Here is a 16,435-nt window from a genome sequence, read left to right as displayed (position 1 = left end):
AAAGCGACGGAGGTGCCGTCATGTTTTCTTTTCCCCCGACGATCATCGGTATGCTGACTGCAACGGTGATGATCGCGTGGATGGTCGCCTGCTTCGTGCTGCTCATGCCGGCGATCCTGCTCAAGCTGCTGCCCTATCCGCCGCTGCAGCGCGCCTGCAGCCGCTACTGCATCTGGATCGCCACCAACTGGGTGCGCAACAACAAGATCCTGTACCGCCTGCTGCACACCGAGCAGTGGGACGTCGAGTTCCGCACGCCCGTCCAGCCCGGGCGCAACTACCTGCTGATCTGCAACCACCAGTCCTGGGCCGACATCATCGTCCTGTTCGACCTCTTCCACGGGCGCACGCCGTTCCCGCGCTTTTTTCTGAAATGGGAGCTGATGTACGTGCCGATCATCGGCCTGGCCTGCTGGGCGATGGATTTCCCGTTCATGCGCCGGCACAGCAAGGAGGCGCTGCAGGCCAACCCGGCGCTGCGCCAGCAAGACATCGAAACCACGCGGCGGGCCTGCGCGCTGTACAAGACCGAGCCGGTGACGGTGATCAATTTTCTGGAAGGCACCCGCTTCACCGAGGCCAAGCGCATCGCGCGCGGCTCGCCCTACCGCCATCTGCTGCGCCCCAAGGCCGCCGGCATCAGCTTCACCCTGAACGCGATGGGTGAGCAGTTCGCCGGCCTCATCGACGTCACCATCGCCTACCAGCCGACCCGCAAGCCGCTGCTGTGGAGCTTCGCCTGCGGCGAGCAGGACCAGCTCGCCGTGCACGTCGACGTGCTGCCGATCCCGCAGGAGATGATGACCGGCGACTACGAGAACGACCCCGAATACCGCAAACGCTTCCAGGCCTGGATCAACGGGATCTGGGCACGCAAGGACGCGCGCCTCGAACGCATGCTGACGACGCGGCCAGCGGCGCAGGCCACGCCGGCACACGGCTGATCTTCCGCCTCAACCGGACCGCGCACCGTCAGCTTCGATCGCGCTGCGGCGGCGCGGCGGTTTCGGCGACGGCCGCCGCGTGTGCACCGCGTGCGTCGTCGACGCACGCCTGCAGCGGACGCTGCGCCCAATGGCGCGCCAGCAAACCCCCGGTGACGAGCTGCCAGACCCCCCACCAGGCGACGACCAGCGCCATGCCGCCCAGGCCCTGGAAGTAGCTGAAGATCAGCGTCAGCCCCAGGGCCGTGTTGTGGATGCCGGTCTCGAAGGTGATGGCGCGGCGCGCGGACGCGCCGGTTCCAAGCAGCCGCGCCAGCGACCATCCGGTGACCAGGGCGAGCGCATTGTGCGCGGCGACCAGCCAGAAGATCGCGACCAGCGCCGGGCGGAACAAGCCCTGATTGGCCGCCAGCGCGAGCACGATGAACAGCAGCAGGACGAACACGCCGAAGCGTTTGAGTGGCCGGCGCAGGCGCTCGGCGAGTGCCGGGCGGCGCTGCGCCAGGGTCATGCCCAGCACCAGCGGCAACACCAGGGCGAGCAGAATCGTGCCGACCAGCTCGGTGTACGGCACCGCCACCTCGCGCATCGCCGCGCGTGTCGCCGGATGCAGATCGCCGAGCAGCGCGAAGGTCAGCGGCGTGGTCACCGGCGAAACCAGGCTCGACAACGTCGTCATCGCCATCGACAGCGAGGTACGGCCGCCAGCCCAGTGGGTCAGCACGTTGGACATGTTGCCGCCGGGGCAGGCCGCGGTCATCATCAATCCGAGCGCAAGACTCGGTGCAGGATCGGCGACGGCGACCAGCGCGAACGTCAGCAGCGGCAGGGCGATGAGCTGGGAACACAGGCCGATGACCATCAGCCGCGGCTCGCGCAGCAGGCGCGCGAAATCACCGAAGCGCAGCTCCAGCGCCACGCCGAAGATCACGACCGCGAGAATGAGCTGCAGAGCGAGTACGGCGGACGGACTGAATTGCAGCTCTACCGCGTCGATTCCGGTCATGACAGCGCCCGGCGCGCGGATCGGATGCGTGGCGTTCTGGCCACAACGGCCTGCAGATTCATGTTCTTCTCCTCGAGATGACCGCGGCCGGCTGCTCGTGCCGGGCCTGCACTGCGCCGCTGCGCGGTTTTTACCCGCGCCGCCGGAGGCCCTGGACTAGAATGGACGCACGACCTGCCGTCCGCCACGGCCCGCTTCGCCGCACTATTGCAGCAAATTCCGTGCAGCCCGACATCCAGCACTCCCGCGAGGGATCCAGTCGATTCTCGTGCGCATCCGCGCCTGGCCCGCGGCCTTATCGCGTGCGCATGGCGACGACGGCGCCGCCGGTGCTCGCCCCCACGGTGCTCGCCTGCATCGTGCACGGCCACGCCGCGCCGCCGGATGACGACCCGCGCCGCATCCACGTCGAGCTGCCGGCCCTGCGCGGCCCCGCCGTCGAAATCTGGGAGAGCGCAACACCGGTGCGCTGCGGCGACGAGGACGGCATCCGCTATGCCGAAAACGGCGCGGTGCTGTTCGGCCAGATCAGCGTGCCGGAGGCCGAGTTCGAACCGGTCGAACACAGCGTGTACCGGATTTACACGCGGCTCGACGGCTTTTTGCGCCGGCGCGGTTTTCCGGCCTGGCTGCGAATCTGGAACTTCATCGCGCACATCAACCGCGGCGAGGCCGACGGCGAACGCTATCGCCGCTTCACGCTCGGCCGTTACCAGGCGCTTGCGCTCGAGCCGGACTTCGAGCGACACCTGCCCGCAGCCACGGCGATCGGCACACACACGGGGGGGCTGCTGATCTATTTCCTGGCCGCGCGCACGCCCGGCGTGCAGATCGAGAATCCGCGCCAGATCAGCGCGTTTCGCTATCCGCGCCAGTACGGGCCGCGCAGCCCCAGTTTCTCGCGCGCGATCTACCGGCCGTGGGCCGATACGCCGGATCTGCTGGTCTCCGGCACCGCGAGCGTCGTCGGCCACGAAACCCTCCACGCCGGCGATGCGCCGCGCCAGCTCGCAGAGACGCTGGCGAACATCGACGCGCTGCTTGCCCGCGCCGCGCAGGTGCACGGCGACACCGACCACCGGCGCTGGCAGCCGGAGCAGGTCAAGCTCTACCTGCGCGAGCCGGCGCTGCTCGAGCCGATCTGGCGACCGCTGCAGCAGGCCCTCGGCGCCGGAGTGCCGATCACCGCGCTGCAGGGCGACATCTGCCGCACCGACCTGTGCCTTGAAGTCGAGACACTGTACCGGCGGTGCTGAGCGGCCGCGCGGCGCTTTGTCCGGCCGCAAGCCTGCTCGCGCACGCCCGCCTGGGTTAGGCTGCACGAGGTCTTGCGTCATCCTGCCCGTCATGGACACCCGACATCTCGCGCCGCTGCTCGCTGTTGCGCTGTTTTCCGTCACTGCCGGTGCCGCCGGTGCCGAGGCCGTGCGCGTGATCGCGCCCGAGGATTTGCACTACGTCGCCGATGCGCGCGCACCCGGCGCGGCGATCGCCGTCGTCACCGGCGATCCGAAGGCCGCGGGGCCGTACACCATCCGCGCGCGCCTGGCTGCGGGCGCGACCACGCCTGCGCACCGGCATCCGGATACGCGCACCGTGACCGTGCTCAGCGGCCGTTATTTCTTCGCCACCGGTACGCGCTACGACGCCGGCGCGCTCACCGCCTATGGTCCCGGCACGGTCATCGTCGTGCCATCCGGCGTTGCGCACTTCAGCGCCGCGCTCGATGGCGAAACGCTGGTACAGGAATCCGGCTTGGGCCCGACCGCACTCGAGCCGGTTACGCCCGAGCGCTGAGCGCCTCACGCCCGCGCGCCATCCGGTGCTCGGTTCAGGCGCCGAGCAGAAACAGCCAGAGCGTGCAGGCGATGCCGCCGAACCAGACCAGGGAGCGCAGCGTCGCCCAGTCCGCGACGTAGCAGACAAAATAGGCGAGGCGAAAGCCGATGAAGGCCATCGCCAGTTGATCGATCCGCGCCTGCGGCGCCTGCAGTTCGGTGGCGATCAAGACCGCGGCCGCGAAGGCCGGAAAGGCCTCGAAGCTGTTGAGCTGATACCAGTGGGCGCGCTTCTGCCAGCCGCCGATCTGGTCCAGCCATTCGCGCGGATTGTGGTTCGCCGACACCGGCATGCGCCCGCCGATCTTGGCGGCGAGCGTGCCCAGGAACGGCAGAAACGCCGCGATCACCACGCACCAGTACGCAATGCTCATCCCCGTTCTCCGTGATCGTGAGGTTCCCGAAGCATACCCGAGCGGCACCGGCCCAGGTGCGGCGAGCCGGATTTTCAGGTCGAGCGCACGCGCATCACCGCGTCACGCCAGCCGGCGTAGAGCGCGTCGGCGCGCGCGGCATCCATTTTAGGCGTGAAGCGGCGGTCGGCCTGCCAGAGCCGGGCGATGTCATCGAGCGAGGCATACATGCCCGCCTGCAGGCCGGCGAGAAACGCCGCCCCGAGCGCCGTGGTCTCCACCGTGTGCGGGCGCACGACCGGGATTTGCAGTACATCGGCCAGACATTGGGTTAGCCAGTCGTTGACGACCATGCCGCCATCGACGCGCAGCTCGGTGGGTGCAACGGCGTCCTGCGCCATCGCCTGCAAAAGATCGCGTGTCTGGTAGCAGACCGACTCCAGCGCCGCGCGGACGATATGGGCGATGCCGGTATCGCGGGTCAGACCGAAGATCGCACCGCGCGCCTGCGGATCCCAGTAGGGCGCGCCCAATCCGGTGAATGCAGGAACCAGATACACCCCCTGGGTGTCGTCGATCGACTTGGCGAGATTCTCGGTCTCGCCGGCGGCCTTGATCAGGTGCACCGCGTCGCGCAGCCACTGCACGGCGGCGCCGGCGACGAAGATGCTGCCCTCGAGCGCGTAGGTGGGCTGGCCGCCGAGCCGGTAGGCGATGGTGCTGAGCAGGCGGTTCTTGGACAGCGTCAGGGTCGCGCCGGTGTTGAGCACCATGAAGCAGCCGGTGCCGTAGGTGGACTTGATCATGCCGGGCGCAAAACAGGCCTGGCCGATGGTCGCCGCCTGCTGGTCGCCGGCGATGCCGCCGATCGCGATCGGTGCGCCGAACAAGGTCGGCTCGGTGCGCCCGAAATCGGCCGCGCAGTCCAGGACCTCCGGCAACAGGCTGCGCGGTACGCCGAAGAATGCGAGCAGCTCCTCGTCCCAGTCTTGCGTGGTGACGTTGAACAACGCCGTGCGCGAGGCATTGGTCGCGTCGGTGGCGTGGCGCGCACCGCCGGTGAGCTTCCACAGCAGCCAGCTGTCGATCGTGCCGAAAGCGAGTTCGCCTCTTTCGGCGCGTGCGCGGGCGCCCGGCACGTGGTCGAGCAGCCAGGCGATCTTGGTCGCGGAGAAGTAGGGATCGAGAATCAGCCCGGTCTTGCGGTTGATCCAGTCGGAACGATCCGCATGCTGTTGGCAGAACGCGCTGGTGCGCCGGTCTTGCCAGACGATGGCATGGTGGATCGGCCTGCCGCTGGCGCGATCCCAGATCACGGTGGTCTCACGCTGATTGGTGATGCCGATCGCCGCAATCTGCTGCGCGCCGAGCCCGGATGCGCGCAGTGCGTCGCGCGCACAGGCCAGCGTATCGGTCCAGATGCGATCAGCGTCGTGCTCGACGTATCCCGGCTGCGGGAAGTGCTGCGGCAGCTCGCGCTGGGCACTGGCGAGCTTGGCGCCGTTGCGGTCGAAAACGATCGCACGCGTGCTCGTCGTCCCCTGATCGATGGCCAGCAAGGCGCTCATGCGGATCTCCTCCCGTATGCGACACTGCGCGGTGACCGAAGAAACACTGGCCAACCGCGGCTAGCGGGGGAAGGTACACGTGCACTGCCATCAATTCCAGCTCGATCAGGGCGAGGGCCGCCTTGCCTGCGTCCACGCCTGGCTGCCGGATAGCGCACCGCGCGCCGTGTTGCAGGTCGTGCATGGCATGGCCGAACACGGCGGCCGCTATGCGCGCCTCGGCGCTGCGCTCGCCGCTGCCGGCTATGCGGTGTACGCACAGGATCTGCCGGGGCATGGCCGCAGCGTGCGCAGCACCGACGAGCTGGGTCACGTCGCCGACCATGGCGGCTGGGCGATCACGCTGCGCGCGATCGAGGCCGTGCGGATGGAAATCGCCCGGCGTCACCCGCATCTGCCCCTGGTCGTGTTCGGCCACAGCCGGGGCTCTTTCCTCGTGCAGGACTATCTCGTTGCGCATGGCGAGAATCTGTCCGGCGCCGTGCTGTCGGCGAGCTGCGCCGACATGGGCCCGCTGCGCGCCATTGGCCTGGCCCTCGTCCGCCTCGAGGCCTGGTGTTTTGGACGGCACCGGCGCAGCGTCGTCGGCGAACGGCTCGCGTTCAAGGACTTCAACCGCCGCTTTCGCCCGACGCGCACCGACTTCGACTGGCTGTCGCGTGATGCCGCCGAAGTGGACCGGTACGTCCGCGATCCGCTGTGTGGTTTCCGCTGTTCCACGGCGATGTGGATCGAGCTGCTCGAAGCCGGCGCCCAGCTCGCCGACCCGCAGCGGCTGTGCCGCATTCCCAAGTCCTTGCCGGTGCTGCTGCTCAACGGCACGCGCGATCCAGCCTGCCGCGGCGAAACCGGTGCGCGCGGACTCGAAGCGATGTACCGCAGCGCCGGGCTCACCGATGTCACCCTGCGCCTTTACACCGACGCCCGACACGAGCTGCTCAACGACACCTGCCGCGACGAGGTCATGTCCGATCTGCGCACCTGGCTCGACACGCGTCTGGGTGGCGGCCACGCCGACCGCGGTGCGCCGCCTTGACATGCAGAGCACCGCGGTCTGCAATCCGGTGCCGATCCACACGCCCGCGCGCCATGCTGGTTCCGATTCGAACACTCCGGGCCGTGATCATCGCGGTCTCTCTGTCCTGGCTCTGTGCCTGCAGCGAGCCAGCGCCGCCTGCACCTGCTGCATCCGCTGCCGCCGCACCGGCGGATCCCGCCATCGCGCGGCTTTACGCGCAGACCTGCCAGTCCTGCCACGGCACGCCCGGCACGGGCGCGCCGCTCACCGGCGATACCGCTGCCTGGGCGCCGCGGCTGGCGCAAGGCATGGACACGCTGCTCGCGCACACGATCGACGGCTACAAGGGCATGCCGCCGCTGGGCGGCTGCGCCGACTGCAGCGAAGACGACTTCGTCGCGCTGATCCGGTACATGGCCGGTGCGCCGCCGTCATGAAACGCCGCACGTTCCTGATCGCCTCGCTCGGGACGCTCGCCGCCGCGAGCGGCCTGGGCAGCTGCAAAGACCGCGAGGCGACGCACTTGCCGCAGCCGCCCGCGCCAACCGTTGGGCCGGACGGCAAACGGCGCCTGCCTTGGCAGAACTGGTCCGGGTATCAGTTCGGCCTGCCCGCGGTGCGCGCCGCACCGGCTTCCGAGGACGAACTCGCGGCGCTACTGCCCCGGACAGCGGCGCCGGTGCGGCCGGTCGGCGCCGGACACTCGTTTGCGCCGCTGGTGCCCACCGACGGCACACTGCTGTCGCTGCGCAACTTCGACGGTCTGCGCGCGCACGATGCGCACGCCCTCACCGCCACCGTGGGCGCCGGCACCCGGCTCGGCGCGCTCGGCGCACTGCTCGACGGCATCGGCCAGGCGCTGCCGAACATGCCGGACATCGACGAGCAGTCGCTGGCCGGCGCGATCGCCACCGGCACGCACGGCACCGGGCAGGCGCTGGGCGCGCTGCACGCCTACGTCACCGCGCTGCGGCTGGTCACGCCGCAGGGCGAGGTGCTCGACTGTAGTCGCATGCAACATCCGGAGGTCTTCGCCGCCGCGCGCGTCTCGCTCGGCAGCCTCGGCGTGATCACGCAGGTGACGCTGCAAAACGTGCCGACGCACCACCTCAAGCGGCGGGTGTGGGCAGAGCCGCTCGACAGCCTGCTCGAACGTTTCGACGAACTGGCACGGGCGCATCACAGCTTCGAGCTGTACGTCATCCCGTTCTGCAGTCGCGGCATCGCGATCACGATCGATCCGACCGAAGAGCCGCCGCGCCCGCGCGGACAGGAGCGGGACAACGACGCGCTCGTGCACTTGCAGCGGCTGCGCGATCTCACCGGCTGGTGGCCGGGACTGCGCCGGCGCCTGCTCGATCTGGCGACGGCCGGGCTGCCGGAGGAAGAGGCCGTGGACTTGTGGTACCGGATTTTTCCATCGAGCCGCGAGGTACGCTTCAACGAGATGGAATACCACCTGCCGCGCGATGCGCTGCTGCCGGCGCTCAAACAGGTGCTGGCACGCGTCGAGTCACGCCACCGCGAGGAATTCTTCCCGATCGAGGTCCGCACCGTGCGCGGGGATGATGCCTGGCTGTCGCCTTTCTACGGACATGCCGTCTCCGGCTCGATCGCCGTGCACCGCCATCATCGCGAGGATCCGCTGCCGTATTTCGCGGACATCGAGCCGATTTATCAGGCCTACGAAGGCCGTCCACACTGGGGCAAGATGCACACCCTCGACGCGCGGACGCTGGCGCAGCGCTATCCGCGCTGGCGCGATTTTCTGGCGCTGCGGGAGATGCTCGATCCGCACGGGCGCATGCTCAACCCCTATCTGCGCAGGATGTTCGGCCTTGACTGACCGCACGCGGCGCCTGCTCCTCGCCGGCGCCCTCGGCGCGCCGCTGATCACGCTCGCTGCACTGCGGCCGCGCGGTCGCAGCGGCGCGCACGACGACTATTTCCAGACACTGCAGGGCGCGCTGCGCCGCGCCGGCCTGTGGCGGCCGACGCTGGTGATCGACCGCGCCCGCCTGCACCACAACATCGAGCGGCTGAAAACGCATTTGCCGAAGGGCAAGCACTACCGCATCGTCGCCAAGTCGCTGCCGAGCCTGAAGCTGATCGATGTGGTGCGCGCAGCCACCGGCACCCGCCGCCTGATGAGCTTCCACCAGCCGTTTGCGAATTTCGTCGCCGCGCGCATGAGCGACGCCGAGCTTTTGTTCGGCAAACCCATGCCCATCGGCGCTGCGCAGCGCTTCTTCGCCGAACACCGCAACAGCGCGTTCGACCCGGCGGCGCAGATCGAGTGGCTGATCGATACGCCGCAACGCCTCGCCGAATATGCGGAACTGGCGCGCGCCCGCCGGCACGAGGGCCTCGGACCGCTGAAGATCAATCTCGAAATCGACGTCGGCCTGCACCGCGGCGGTTTCCGCGACCCTGCCGCCGTCGCCGAGGCAATCCGCGCGATCGACGGCGAGCCGGCGCTGCGTTTCTCGGGTTTCATGGGGTATGAGGCGCACGTCGGCAAGTTGCCGGCCTGGCTCGGCGGCGGGCGTCCGGCGCTATCCCGGGCGATGGCGCGCTATGCCGCGTTCCTTGACGCGGCGCGTGCCGTGCGCGGCGCGGGCTTCGATCCCGATCAGCTCACACTCAACGCCGGCGGCAGCACGACCTACCAGCTCTACGACGAGACGGCGCCATGCAACGAGCTGGCGATGGGGTCCGGTCTGGTCATGCCCAGCGACTTCGATCTGCCGACGCTCGCCGATCATCTTCCCGCGTGCTTCATCGCCACCCCGGTGCTCAAGGCGCTGGATCGCACCGAGCTGCCGGGGCTTGAGGCGTTGAGCGGCCTGCTGCGCGTGTGGGACCCGAACACCGCGCAGGCGTTTTTCCTCTACGGCGGTTACTGGCTCGCCGACCCGGTGTCGCCGCCGGGTCTGCAGCGCAATGCGCTGTGGGGTCACTCCAGCAACCAGGATTTGCTCAATGGCGCGCCCGGGATACGGCTGGCCGCCGGCGATCACGTCTTCCTGCGTCCACGCCAGTCCGAGTCCGTCTTTCTCCAGTTCGGCGATCTCGCGGTTTTCGACCGGGGTGAAATCGTCGATTTCTGGCCGGTGTTCCAGCACACGGCATGACCGGCGAAGACGGCAAATCCGGGATCAGGCCAGCGGCTGCAGTAGCAGCCGCCAGAGGCTTTGCGCCTTTTGCTCGCGAAAGCGCTCGATGCCGATCGTCATGCCCTCATGTCCCTCGCGCGGCTGCGCGCGGTAGGTCCGGAACAGGCGGTCCCACCACGGCAGGTTGAAGCCGAAGTTGGCGTCGGTTTCGTCGCGGTGGATCGAATGATGCACGCGATGCATGTCCGGCGTGACGAGCACGCGCCGCAGCATGCGGTCGAGGCGCGGCGGCACGGCGAGGTTGGCGTGATTGAACATCGCCGTCGCGTTGAGCAGCACCTCGAAGGCGACAACCGCCCACGCCGGCGCGCCGAGCAGCGCGACTGCGCCCATCTTGATCAGCATCGACAGCAGGATCTCGAGCGGGTGAAAGCGCAGCGCCGTCGTCGCATCAAAAGCCAGATCGCTGTGATGCACGCGGTGCAATCGCCACAGCAGTGGCACGGCATGGAACGCGCGGTGCTGGAAGTAGATCAGCAAATCCAGGATCAGCAGCGACAGCAGACCGGCCACCCAGCCGGGTGCTTCGATCCAGTGAAACAGGCCGAATCCCCGCTGCTCGGCAGCAAGCGCAACGCCCAGTGCTCCGGCGCCGAGCACGAGCCGCAGCAGCAGGCTGTCGAGGACGACGAGCCCGAGATTGGCTAGGTAGCGCTGCGGCGGGGATGGATCGCGCCGCCGCGGCGCGATCCGCTCGCCCACGAGCAGCACCGCGAGCACGCCGACGAAGATCATCACGCGCAGCAGGGCCTGGGGTTCGAGCATGGGCTGGGCACGCCACCGGTATAATCCACGGCCCATTATCGGCCCAGGGTATCCATGCTGACCACCGGCACGTATCCGAGCACGCGGCTGCGCCGCACGCGGCAGGCCGCGTTCGTCCGCGAGATGGTGCGCGAAACCCGCCTGGCGCCGGCGCAGCTGATCCAGCCGTTGTTCGTCGCCGAAGGCGCGCTGTGCGGTCCGGTTCCCTCGATGCCAGGCATCGTCCGCCATGACCTCGATGGCCTGGTACAGGAATGCGCGGCGCTGCATGCGCTCGGGCTGCGTGCGGTCGCGCTGTTTCCGGTGACGCCGCCGGAACGCAAGACGGCGAACGGCGACGAGGCGCTCAACCCGGACAGCCTGATGTGCCGGGCGATCCGCGCGGTCAAGAAAGCGGTGCCGCAGCTCGGCGTCATCGCCGACGTGGCCCTCGATCCATACACCAGCCACGGCCAGGACGGCGTGCTCAACGCATCCGGCGACGTCGACAACGACGCCACCTGCGAGATCCTGCGCCGGCAGGCGCTGCTGTACGCCCGCTGCGGCGCCGATGTGGTCGCACCGTCGGACATGATGGACGGGCGTGTCGGCCACATCCGGCAGGTGCTGGAGCGCGACGGCTGCAAGAACACCCTGATTCTGTCCTACGCCGCGAAATACGCATCGAGCTTCTACGGGCCGTTTCGCGATGCCGTCGGCTCGGCCGCGAACCTGGGCCAGGGCGGCAAGCAGACCTACCAGATGGACCCGGCCAATGGCGACGAGGCGCTGCGCGAAGTCGCCCTCGATCTCGCCGAGGGCGCCGACATCGTCATGGTCAAGCCGGGTTTGCCGTACCTGGACGTCATCCGCCGCGTCAAGGACCACTTCGGGGTCCCGGTCGCGGCCTACCAGGTCAGCGGCGAGTACAGCATGCTCAAGGCCGCCGCGGAAAAGGGCTGGCTCGACGAACGCAAGACCGTGCTCGAGACCCTGATCTGCCTGCGCCGCGCCGGTGCCGACATGATTCTCACGTACTCGGCCAAAGACGCCGCGACCTGGCTGGGCGCCTGATCGCCACACCGCGTATTCGTATGGATCGTTACGCCGTCATCGGCCATCCCGTCGCGCACAGCAAGTCGCCGCGGATTCACGCCGCCTTCGCGCAGCAGACCGCGCAGACGCTGCACTACGAGGCCATCGCGGTAACTCCCGCCGAGCTGGCGGCGACGTTGCAAAACCTGCATCAGCAGGGCTATCGCGGACTCAACGTGACGCTGCCGCACAAGGTCGCGGTGATGGCCTTGTGCACGGCGGTGACCGACCGCGCGCGGCAGGCCGGCGCCGTCAACACACTGATCCGTGCCGACGATGGCTGGCACGGCGACAACACCGACGGCGAGGGCTTCATGCGCGATCTCGTCCGGCTCGGCTTTGCCGTTACCGGCCGGCGCGTGCTCGTGCTCGGCGCCGGCGGTGCGGCGCGCGGCATCCTCGAACCGCTGCTGCGCGCACAGCCGGCGGAGCTCGTCGTCTCCAACCGCACGCCGTGGAAGCCGGAAGCGCTGGCCGAGGCGTTCAAGAATCTCGGCCGCATCCGGCCGTGCACACACCTTGCGCTCAAGGGCGACCGCTACGACCTGATCATCAACGCCACTTCCGCCGGCCACGACGGCCGCATGGTGCGGCTGCCAGGCCAACTGCTCGCCGCCGGCGGCGACTGCTACGACTTGTCCTACGGCGAGGCTTTCGCGCCGTTCGCGGCGTGGGCGCGTGCCCAGAACGCCGCGCGCATCGCCGACGGCCTGGGCATGCTGGTCGAACAGGCCGCAGCCGCCTTCGAGCGCTGGCGCGGCGTGCGTCCGGACACCGCGCCGGTCATCGCCCTTTTACGCGCCTGAACTTTCTGCCGGCGCCGGATCTGGGCGCACGGCATGGCGCGCGAGCACCTCGGCGACGACAGCGCTCACCCGCTTGCCCATCGGGATGTGCAGGAACTCGTTGGGACCATGGGCGTTGGAGTGCGGCCCGAGTACCCCGGTGATGAGAAACTGCGCGTCGGGGAATTTTTCGCCGAGCATGCCCATGAATGGAATCGTGCCGCCTTCGCCCATGTACGCCGGTGGCCGGCCGAAATGCGTGCGCGAAGCCGCCTCCACGGCCTGCTCCAGCCATGCCGCCAGCGCTGGCGCATGCCAGCCGCTGCCGGCTTTTTCGAGCTCCAGCGTGACCCGGGCGCCATAGGGCGGATCGGCCTCGAGAAGGCGCTTGAGCGCGGATGCGGCCCGAGCGCCGTCCAGCGTCGGCGGGATGCGCAGCGACAGCTTCACCGCCGTGAAGGGCCGCAACACGTTGCCCGCGCTCCCCAACGGCGGCAAACCGTCGGCGCCGGTCACCGCGAGCTGCGGCCGCCAGGTGCGGTTGAGCACGAGCTCGGTCAGATCGGCGCTCGCCGGCTGCATCCCCTCGACGAACGGAAACTTGGCGTAGATCTGTGCACCGAGCGTCTGCGCCGCATGCCGCGCCTGCTCGATGCGCTGCGGCGGGATATCGACGTGGAAGGCATCCGGCTTGATCCGGCCGCTGCTTTCGTCCTCGATGCGCGAGATCAGGCTGCGCAGGATGCGAAAGCTCGATGGCACGATGCCGGAGGCATCCCCGGAATGCACGCCCTCGGTGAGCACATCGACGCGCAAAGTGCCGCCGACCAGTCCGCGCAGGCTCGTCGTCAGCCACAGCTGATCGTAATTGCCGCAGCCCGAATCGAGCGCGATGACCAGCGACGGCCTGCCCAGGCGGTCGGCCAGATGATCGACGTAATAGGGCAAATCGTAGCTGCCGGATTCCTCGCAGGCTTCGATCAGCACCACGCAGCGCGCCCGCGGCAGGCCCTGCTCCTGCACGGCGAGCAGCGCGGCAAGCGCACCGAACAGCGCATAGCCGTCATCGGCGCCGCCGCGGCCGTAGAGCCGGTCGCCCTTGAGCACCGGCGTCCACGGCCCCAGGCCATCGGCCCAGCCGCTCATCTCCGGCTGCTTGTCGAGATGGCCGTAGAGAATGACGGTGTCGTCGGCACTGGCGCCGTGCGCCGCCGGCACGTCGATGAAGATCAGCGGCGTGCGGTTGTCCAGGCGGACCACTTCAAGTGTCGCGCCGGGCAGGCCATCGAGCCTGGCGCGTGCCCACGTCGTCATCAGACGCACGGCATCGTCCATATAGCCGTGCTGCTGCCATTGCGGATCGAACAGCGGCGATTTGTTCGGGATGCGGATGTACTCGATCAGACGCGGAATGATCTCGTCATCCCACAGTGCGTCGATGAAGGCTTGCAGGCGCTTGGAATTCATGGGCATCGGAAACGGTGTGCCGGCCAGCAGTGTAGTCGGTGCGCAGCGCGCGCACCGCCGTCAGGTGCGCATCCGCCGCAGCATGGCGCGCAGGATGCGCGGGTAGCTGGTCGGGAACAGGCGCTGGATCCAATCGAGCAGGCGGGCGTCGGCACCGATGAGCACGCGCGCCTTGCGCCGTTCGATCGCAGCGACGATCTCGCGTGCAGCCTGGTCCGGGCTCGTGCGCGCCAGGCGCTCGAATTGTGCCGCCGCACGCGCCGGGTCGGTATTGCCCATCGAGTCGACGTAGTGGCGGGCATGGCGCGCGATGTTGGTCCTCACTCCGCCGGGATGCACGCAGACCGCGAACACCCCGCTGCCCTCGAGTTCCTGGCGCAGTGTCTCGGTATAGCCGCGGACGGCGAATTTGGCGGCATGGTAGGCGCCCTGCGTCGGCACCGTGATGATCCCGAAGATGCTGGAGAGATTGACGATCACGCCGTCGTTCTGCGCCCGCAGCAGCGGCAAAAACGCCTTGGTGCCATGCACGACGCCCCAGAAATTGATGTTCATGAGCCACTCGAAATCTTCGTAGTCGAGCCGTTCGAGCGTCTGCGACAGCGCCACACCGGCGTTGTTGACGACCACGTGCGCGGTTCCGTACTCACGCTTGACCGCATCGGCAAACGCGAACACCGCGGCGCGATCGGCCACGTCCAGCGTCTGGGTGAACGCCGGCACCGGGAGCATGGCGGCGGTCTCGGAGAGACTTCGTCCGTCAATGTCGGCGAGCGCGAGCCGACAGCCCTTGTGCGCGAAGGCACGCGCGAGCGCGCGGCCGATGCCCGAGCCGGCGCCGGTGACGACGGCGACTTTGCCGTGGAGTGCGTACATGCGCTTTTCCCTGGGAGTAAAACGCGGATCTTATCCCGCGCGACGGGTCGCTTCCGCGCATCGACCTGCGGCGATTCTTCAGCGCGTCTTCAGCGTGCCCATTCCGGCACGGCGAACTGCTGCTCGAGGAAGCGGACATCGTCGAAATGGCTGCGCCCGACGAAGGCCGTCGCATGGCGGCCCCACTGCCGCATCGCTCCAGGTTCGGGGACGCCGGCAACCCACAGCCACCAGCGCTCGCCGCGCTCGGTGCCGGCGACCAGCCCATCGGGCCCGAACAGGCTGCGGCTGCCCGCCTCGTGCGGCAAGGTGAGCAGGGCCGCATAGGGCTGCAATACATAGTGACGGCGCTCGCCTTGAGCCTGCGCGGCCGCAACGACGCGGCGCAACGCATGCGTCTGCGACTGGATGCGCAGCGCCAGCGGCGGCGGCGGCACGTCGGCCTGCGGAAACAGCACCGGTTCCTGCCAGAACCCCCCCTGCGCCTGCCGCTGCAGGGCTTGCGCCGGGAAGAAGTAGCGGTAGCAGCCGCAGGGGTGGATGCTGTCATAGACCAGTGGCTGACCCCAGGGATCGAGCACGACGCGCCAGATCAGTCCGTCGAGCGCGCCGGCATACGGATCGAGCGTTTTCTGCGGCGGCCGTTCCGAGAACCAGACGATGTAGCTGAGCGTCGGCAACACCGCCTTGCCCAAGCGCGTGTAGTCCGTGCGGTAATAAACGACCGGGTGCGCCGGATCGACGCCGGGTCGGCCGTGCCGGTCCCAGCGCGGCGCACCCGGCCGGTCGTAGTCCCCGCCGGTCTCGATCCACCACACCGGCGCATGGCGCTCGACGAGCCGACGCCAGACCTGCGCGTCGAGCTGCGGGATGCCGAGCGCATCGCGCGGGGCGGCGGCGAGTGCTCCATCGGCATCATCCGCCGTGTCCGCGGTGCGCGCCGGCACCCAGACCATCAGCGGACCCGGACTGTCCAGCGTCGCGAGCGGGCGGGCATAGTCGCGGCGCACCGCGGCGTGGTAGCGGCGAATACCGAGGTTGAGAAAAGGAACCGCCGCCGGGTAAAACCCGAGCACGCGCGCAGTCCAGGCGTAGTCATCCGGCACACGCACGCGTGCGCGCAAATCGGCGCGCCGCGCCGGCGAGGCGAGTTCCAGTTGCGCGAGCTCGGCACCGCAGGCGGCGCTGCGTGCGAGCAGCGCATCGGCATCGGCGGCCCCGAGATTGCGCAGTTCGGCGCGGCGCGCCTCGAGATCGCGCAGGCGCAGCCCGTCCACCCAGGCGTCGAAAGCACGGCCGTCGGCCACCTCGTGCGCAAACGATGCGAGGAAACGGTCGGCGCGCAGATACGGATATCCTGGAATACGCGCATAGCCGGCGTCGCCCACGCCGGCAGCGGCGATGCGGTCATCCAGTTGCGCGAAGAACGCCCGGCATGGGCGTGCCGCCTGTGCCGTGTCCTCGTTAAGCGGCGGCAGGTTGGCGCAGGCACCGAGAACGGCGGCGAGCGCGGTCGCGCACGTTGTGCGCAGATACCCAAGCGATTTTCCCATCACAAGACCCGC

General features: G+C 68.8%; 16 protein-coding genes. 9 read left to right on the top strand and 7 right to left on the bottom strand.

Annotated features, from left to right (window positions below):
- Positions 1-20 precede the first annotated feature (20 nt).
- Positions 21-944, top strand: coding sequence for a 1-acylglycerol-3-phosphate O-acyltransferase, YihG family (gene yihG / locus BMZ48_RS01090; RefSeq protein WP_234981454.1), 924 nt, complete (start codon positions 21-23; stop codon positions 942-944).
- A gap of 28 nt (positions 945-972) precedes the next feature.
- On the opposite strand, the gene BMZ48_RS01085 is transcribed toward yihG, so the two are convergent.
- Positions 973-1,950, bottom strand: a complete 978-nt coding sequence (locus BMZ48_RS01085) for a bile acid:sodium symporter family protein (RefSeq protein WP_091530323.1) — start codon at positions 1,948-1,950, stop codon at positions 973-975.
- A gap of 308 nt (positions 1,951-2,258) precedes the next feature.
- Between BMZ48_RS01085 and BMZ48_RS12945 the strand changes: the two genes are divergently transcribed.
- Positions 2,259-3,206: a chorismate transformation FkbO/Hyg5 family protein gene (locus BMZ48_RS12945; protein ID WP_091530321.1), complete on the top strand. Its 948-nt coding sequence runs from the start codon at positions 2,259-2,261 to the stop codon at positions 3,204-3,206.
- Between the two features lie 91 nt (positions 3,207-3,297).
- Positions 3,298-3,747 carry a cupin domain-containing protein gene (locus tag BMZ48_RS12940; protein ID WP_091530317.1) on the top strand — a complete coding sequence of 150 codons (450 nt, stop codon included), beginning with the start codon at positions 3,298-3,300 and terminating at the stop codon, positions 3,745-3,747.
- Between the two features lie 34 nt (positions 3,748-3,781).
- On the opposite strand, the gene BMZ48_RS01070 is transcribed toward BMZ48_RS12940, so the two are convergent.
- Together BMZ48_RS01070 and glpK are read right to left on the bottom strand one after the other, a co-directional pair.
- Entirely contained in the window at positions 3,782-4,162 is a 381-nt protein-coding gene (locus tag BMZ48_RS01070; RefSeq protein ID WP_091530313.1) for an MAPEG family protein, read from the bottom strand.
- A gap of 74 nt (positions 4,163-4,236) precedes the next feature.
- Positions 4,237-5,709 carry a glycerol kinase GlpK gene (gene glpK, locus BMZ48_RS01065; RefSeq protein ID WP_091530310.1) on the bottom strand — a complete coding sequence of 491 codons (1,473 nt, stop codon included), beginning with the start codon at positions 5,707-5,709 and terminating at the stop codon, positions 4,237-4,239.
- Positions 5,710-5,788: 79 nt separating this feature from the next.
- Between glpK and BMZ48_RS01060 the strand changes: the two genes are divergently transcribed.
- Genes BMZ48_RS01060 through BMZ48_RS01045 form a run of 4 tightly spaced genes read left to right on the top strand, consistent with a single transcriptional unit; the run spans position 5,789 to position 9,861 of the window.
- Positions 5,789-6,745 carry an alpha/beta fold hydrolase gene (locus BMZ48_RS01060; protein ID WP_091530306.1) on the top strand — a complete coding sequence of 319 codons (957 nt, stop codon included), beginning with the start codon at positions 5,789-5,791 and terminating at the stop codon, positions 6,743-6,745.
- 53 nt (positions 6,746-6,798) lie between these two features.
- Positions 6,799-7,164, top strand: coding sequence for a c-type cytochrome (locus BMZ48_RS01055; RefSeq protein ID WP_091530304.1), 366 nt, complete (start codon positions 6,799-6,801; stop codon positions 7,162-7,164).
- The gene (locus tag BMZ48_RS01050) at positions 7,161-8,573 is read left to right on the top strand and encodes a D-arabinono-1,4-lactone oxidase (protein ID WP_091530300.1); all 1,413 of its coding nucleotides are present in this window, start codon (positions 7,161-7,163) and stop codon (positions 8,571-8,573) included. Before BMZ48_RS01055 ends, BMZ48_RS01050 begins: the two co-directional genes overlap by 4 nt.
- Complete coding sequence (locus tag BMZ48_RS01045; RefSeq protein WP_091530296.1) at positions 8,566-9,861, top strand: DSD1 family PLP-dependent enzyme; 1,296 nt, start codon at positions 8,566-8,568, stop codon at positions 9,859-9,861. The genes BMZ48_RS01050 and BMZ48_RS01045 overlap by 8 nt, the downstream gene beginning before the upstream one ends.
- 24 nt (positions 9,862-9,885) lie before the next feature.
- Here the strand turns inward: BMZ48_RS01045 and BMZ48_RS01040 are convergent, their stop codons facing one another.
- Entirely contained in the window at positions 9,886-10,668 is a 783-nt protein-coding gene (locus BMZ48_RS01040; RefSeq protein ID WP_091530293.1) for a sterol desaturase family protein, read from the bottom strand.
- Between the two features lie 54 nt (positions 10,669-10,722).
- Between BMZ48_RS01040 and hemB the strand changes: the two genes are divergently transcribed.
- Positions 10,723-11,721, top strand: a complete 999-nt coding sequence (hemB, locus tag BMZ48_RS01035; protein WP_091530289.1) for a porphobilinogen synthase — start codon at positions 10,723-10,725, stop codon at positions 11,719-11,721.
- Positions 11,722-11,741: 20 nt separating this feature from the next.
- Positions 11,742-12,548 (top strand): shikimate dehydrogenase, encoded by an 807-nt coding sequence (aroE, locus tag BMZ48_RS01030; protein WP_091530286.1) that lies wholly within the window; start codon positions 11,742-11,744, stop codon positions 12,546-12,548.
- On the opposite strand, the gene BMZ48_RS01025 is transcribed toward aroE, so the two are convergent.
- From BMZ48_RS01025 to BMZ48_RS01015, 3 genes are all read right to left on the bottom strand, one after another.
- Positions 12,537-13,994 (bottom strand): M20 family metallopeptidase, encoded by a 1,458-nt coding sequence (locus BMZ48_RS01025; protein ID WP_091530282.1) that lies wholly within the window; start codon positions 13,992-13,994, stop codon positions 12,537-12,539. The two genes, aroE and BMZ48_RS01025, sit on opposite strands and share 12 nt — an antisense overlap.
- Positions 13,995-14,054: 60 nt before the next feature.
- A complete protein-coding gene (locus BMZ48_RS01020) occupies positions 14,055-14,870 on the bottom strand; it encodes an SDR family NAD(P)-dependent oxidoreductase (protein WP_091530279.1) in 816 nt (271 codons plus the stop codon).
- A gap of 89 nt (positions 14,871-14,959) precedes the next feature.
- A complete protein-coding gene (locus tag BMZ48_RS01015; RefSeq protein WP_143383588.1) occupies positions 14,960-16,423 on the bottom strand; it encodes a hypothetical protein in 1,464 nt (487 codons plus the stop codon).
- Positions 16,424-16,435: the final 12 nt, after the last annotated feature.

It is taken from the genome of Fontimonas thermophila (genome assembly GCF_900113085.1).
Classification (GTDB): domain Bacteria; phylum Pseudomonadota; class Gammaproteobacteria; order Nevskiales; family Nevskiaceae; genus Solimonas; species Solimonas thermophila.
Note: the sequence above shows the minus strand (reverse complement) of the source record. Positions and strands in the feature narration are given on the sequence as shown.

Bases quoted from the DNA above. Each gene is read 5' to 3' on its own strand.
- yihG (WP_234981454.1), top strand. From the start codon at position 21: ATGTTTTCTTTTCCCCCGACGATCATCGGTATGCTGACTGCAACGGTG.
- BMZ48_RS01085 (WP_091530323.1), bottom strand. From the start codon at position 1,950: ATGACCGGAATCGACGCGGTAGAGCTGCAATTCAGTCCGTCCGCCGTA.
- BMZ48_RS12945 (WP_091530321.1), top strand. From the start codon at position 2,259: ATGGCGACGACGGCGCCGCCGGTGCTCGCCCCCACGGTGCTCGCCTGC.
- BMZ48_RS12940 (WP_091530317.1), top strand. From the start codon at position 3,298: ATGGACACCCGACATCTCGCGCCGCTGCTCGCTGTTGCGCTGTTTTCC.
- BMZ48_RS01070 (WP_091530313.1), bottom strand. From the start codon at position 4,162: ATGAGCATTGCGTACTGGTGCGTGGTGATCGCGGCGTTTCTGCCGTTC.
- glpK (WP_091530310.1), bottom strand. From the start codon at position 5,709: ATGAGCGCCTTGCTGGCCATCGATCAGGGGACGACGAGCACGCGTGCG.
- BMZ48_RS01055 (WP_091530304.1), top strand. From the start codon at position 6,799: ATGCTGGTTCCGATTCGAACACTCCGGGCCGTGATCATCGCGGTCTCT.
- BMZ48_RS01050 (WP_091530300.1), top strand. From the start codon at position 7,161: ATGAAACGCCGCACGTTCCTGATCGCCTCGCTCGGGACGCTCGCCGCC.
- BMZ48_RS01040 (WP_091530293.1), bottom strand. From the start codon at position 10,668: ATGCTCGAACCCCAGGCCCTGCTGCGCGTGATGATCTTCGTCGGCGTG.
- hemB (WP_091530289.1), top strand. From the start codon at position 10,723: ATGCTGACCACCGGCACGTATCCGAGCACGCGGCTGCGCCGCACGCGG.
- aroE (WP_091530286.1), top strand. From the start codon at position 11,742: ATGGATCGTTACGCCGTCATCGGCCATCCCGTCGCGCACAGCAAGTCG.
- BMZ48_RS01025 (WP_091530282.1), bottom strand. From the start codon at position 13,994: ATGAATTCCAAGCGCCTGCAAGCCTTCATCGACGCACTGTGGGATGAC.
- BMZ48_RS01020 (WP_091530279.1), bottom strand. From the start codon at position 14,870: ATGTACGCACTCCACGGCAAAGTCGCCGTCGTCACCGGCGCCGGCTCG.
- BMZ48_RS01015 (WP_143383588.1), bottom strand. From the start codon at position 16,423: ATGGGAAAATCGCTTGGGTATCTGCGCACAACGTGCGCGACCGCGCTC.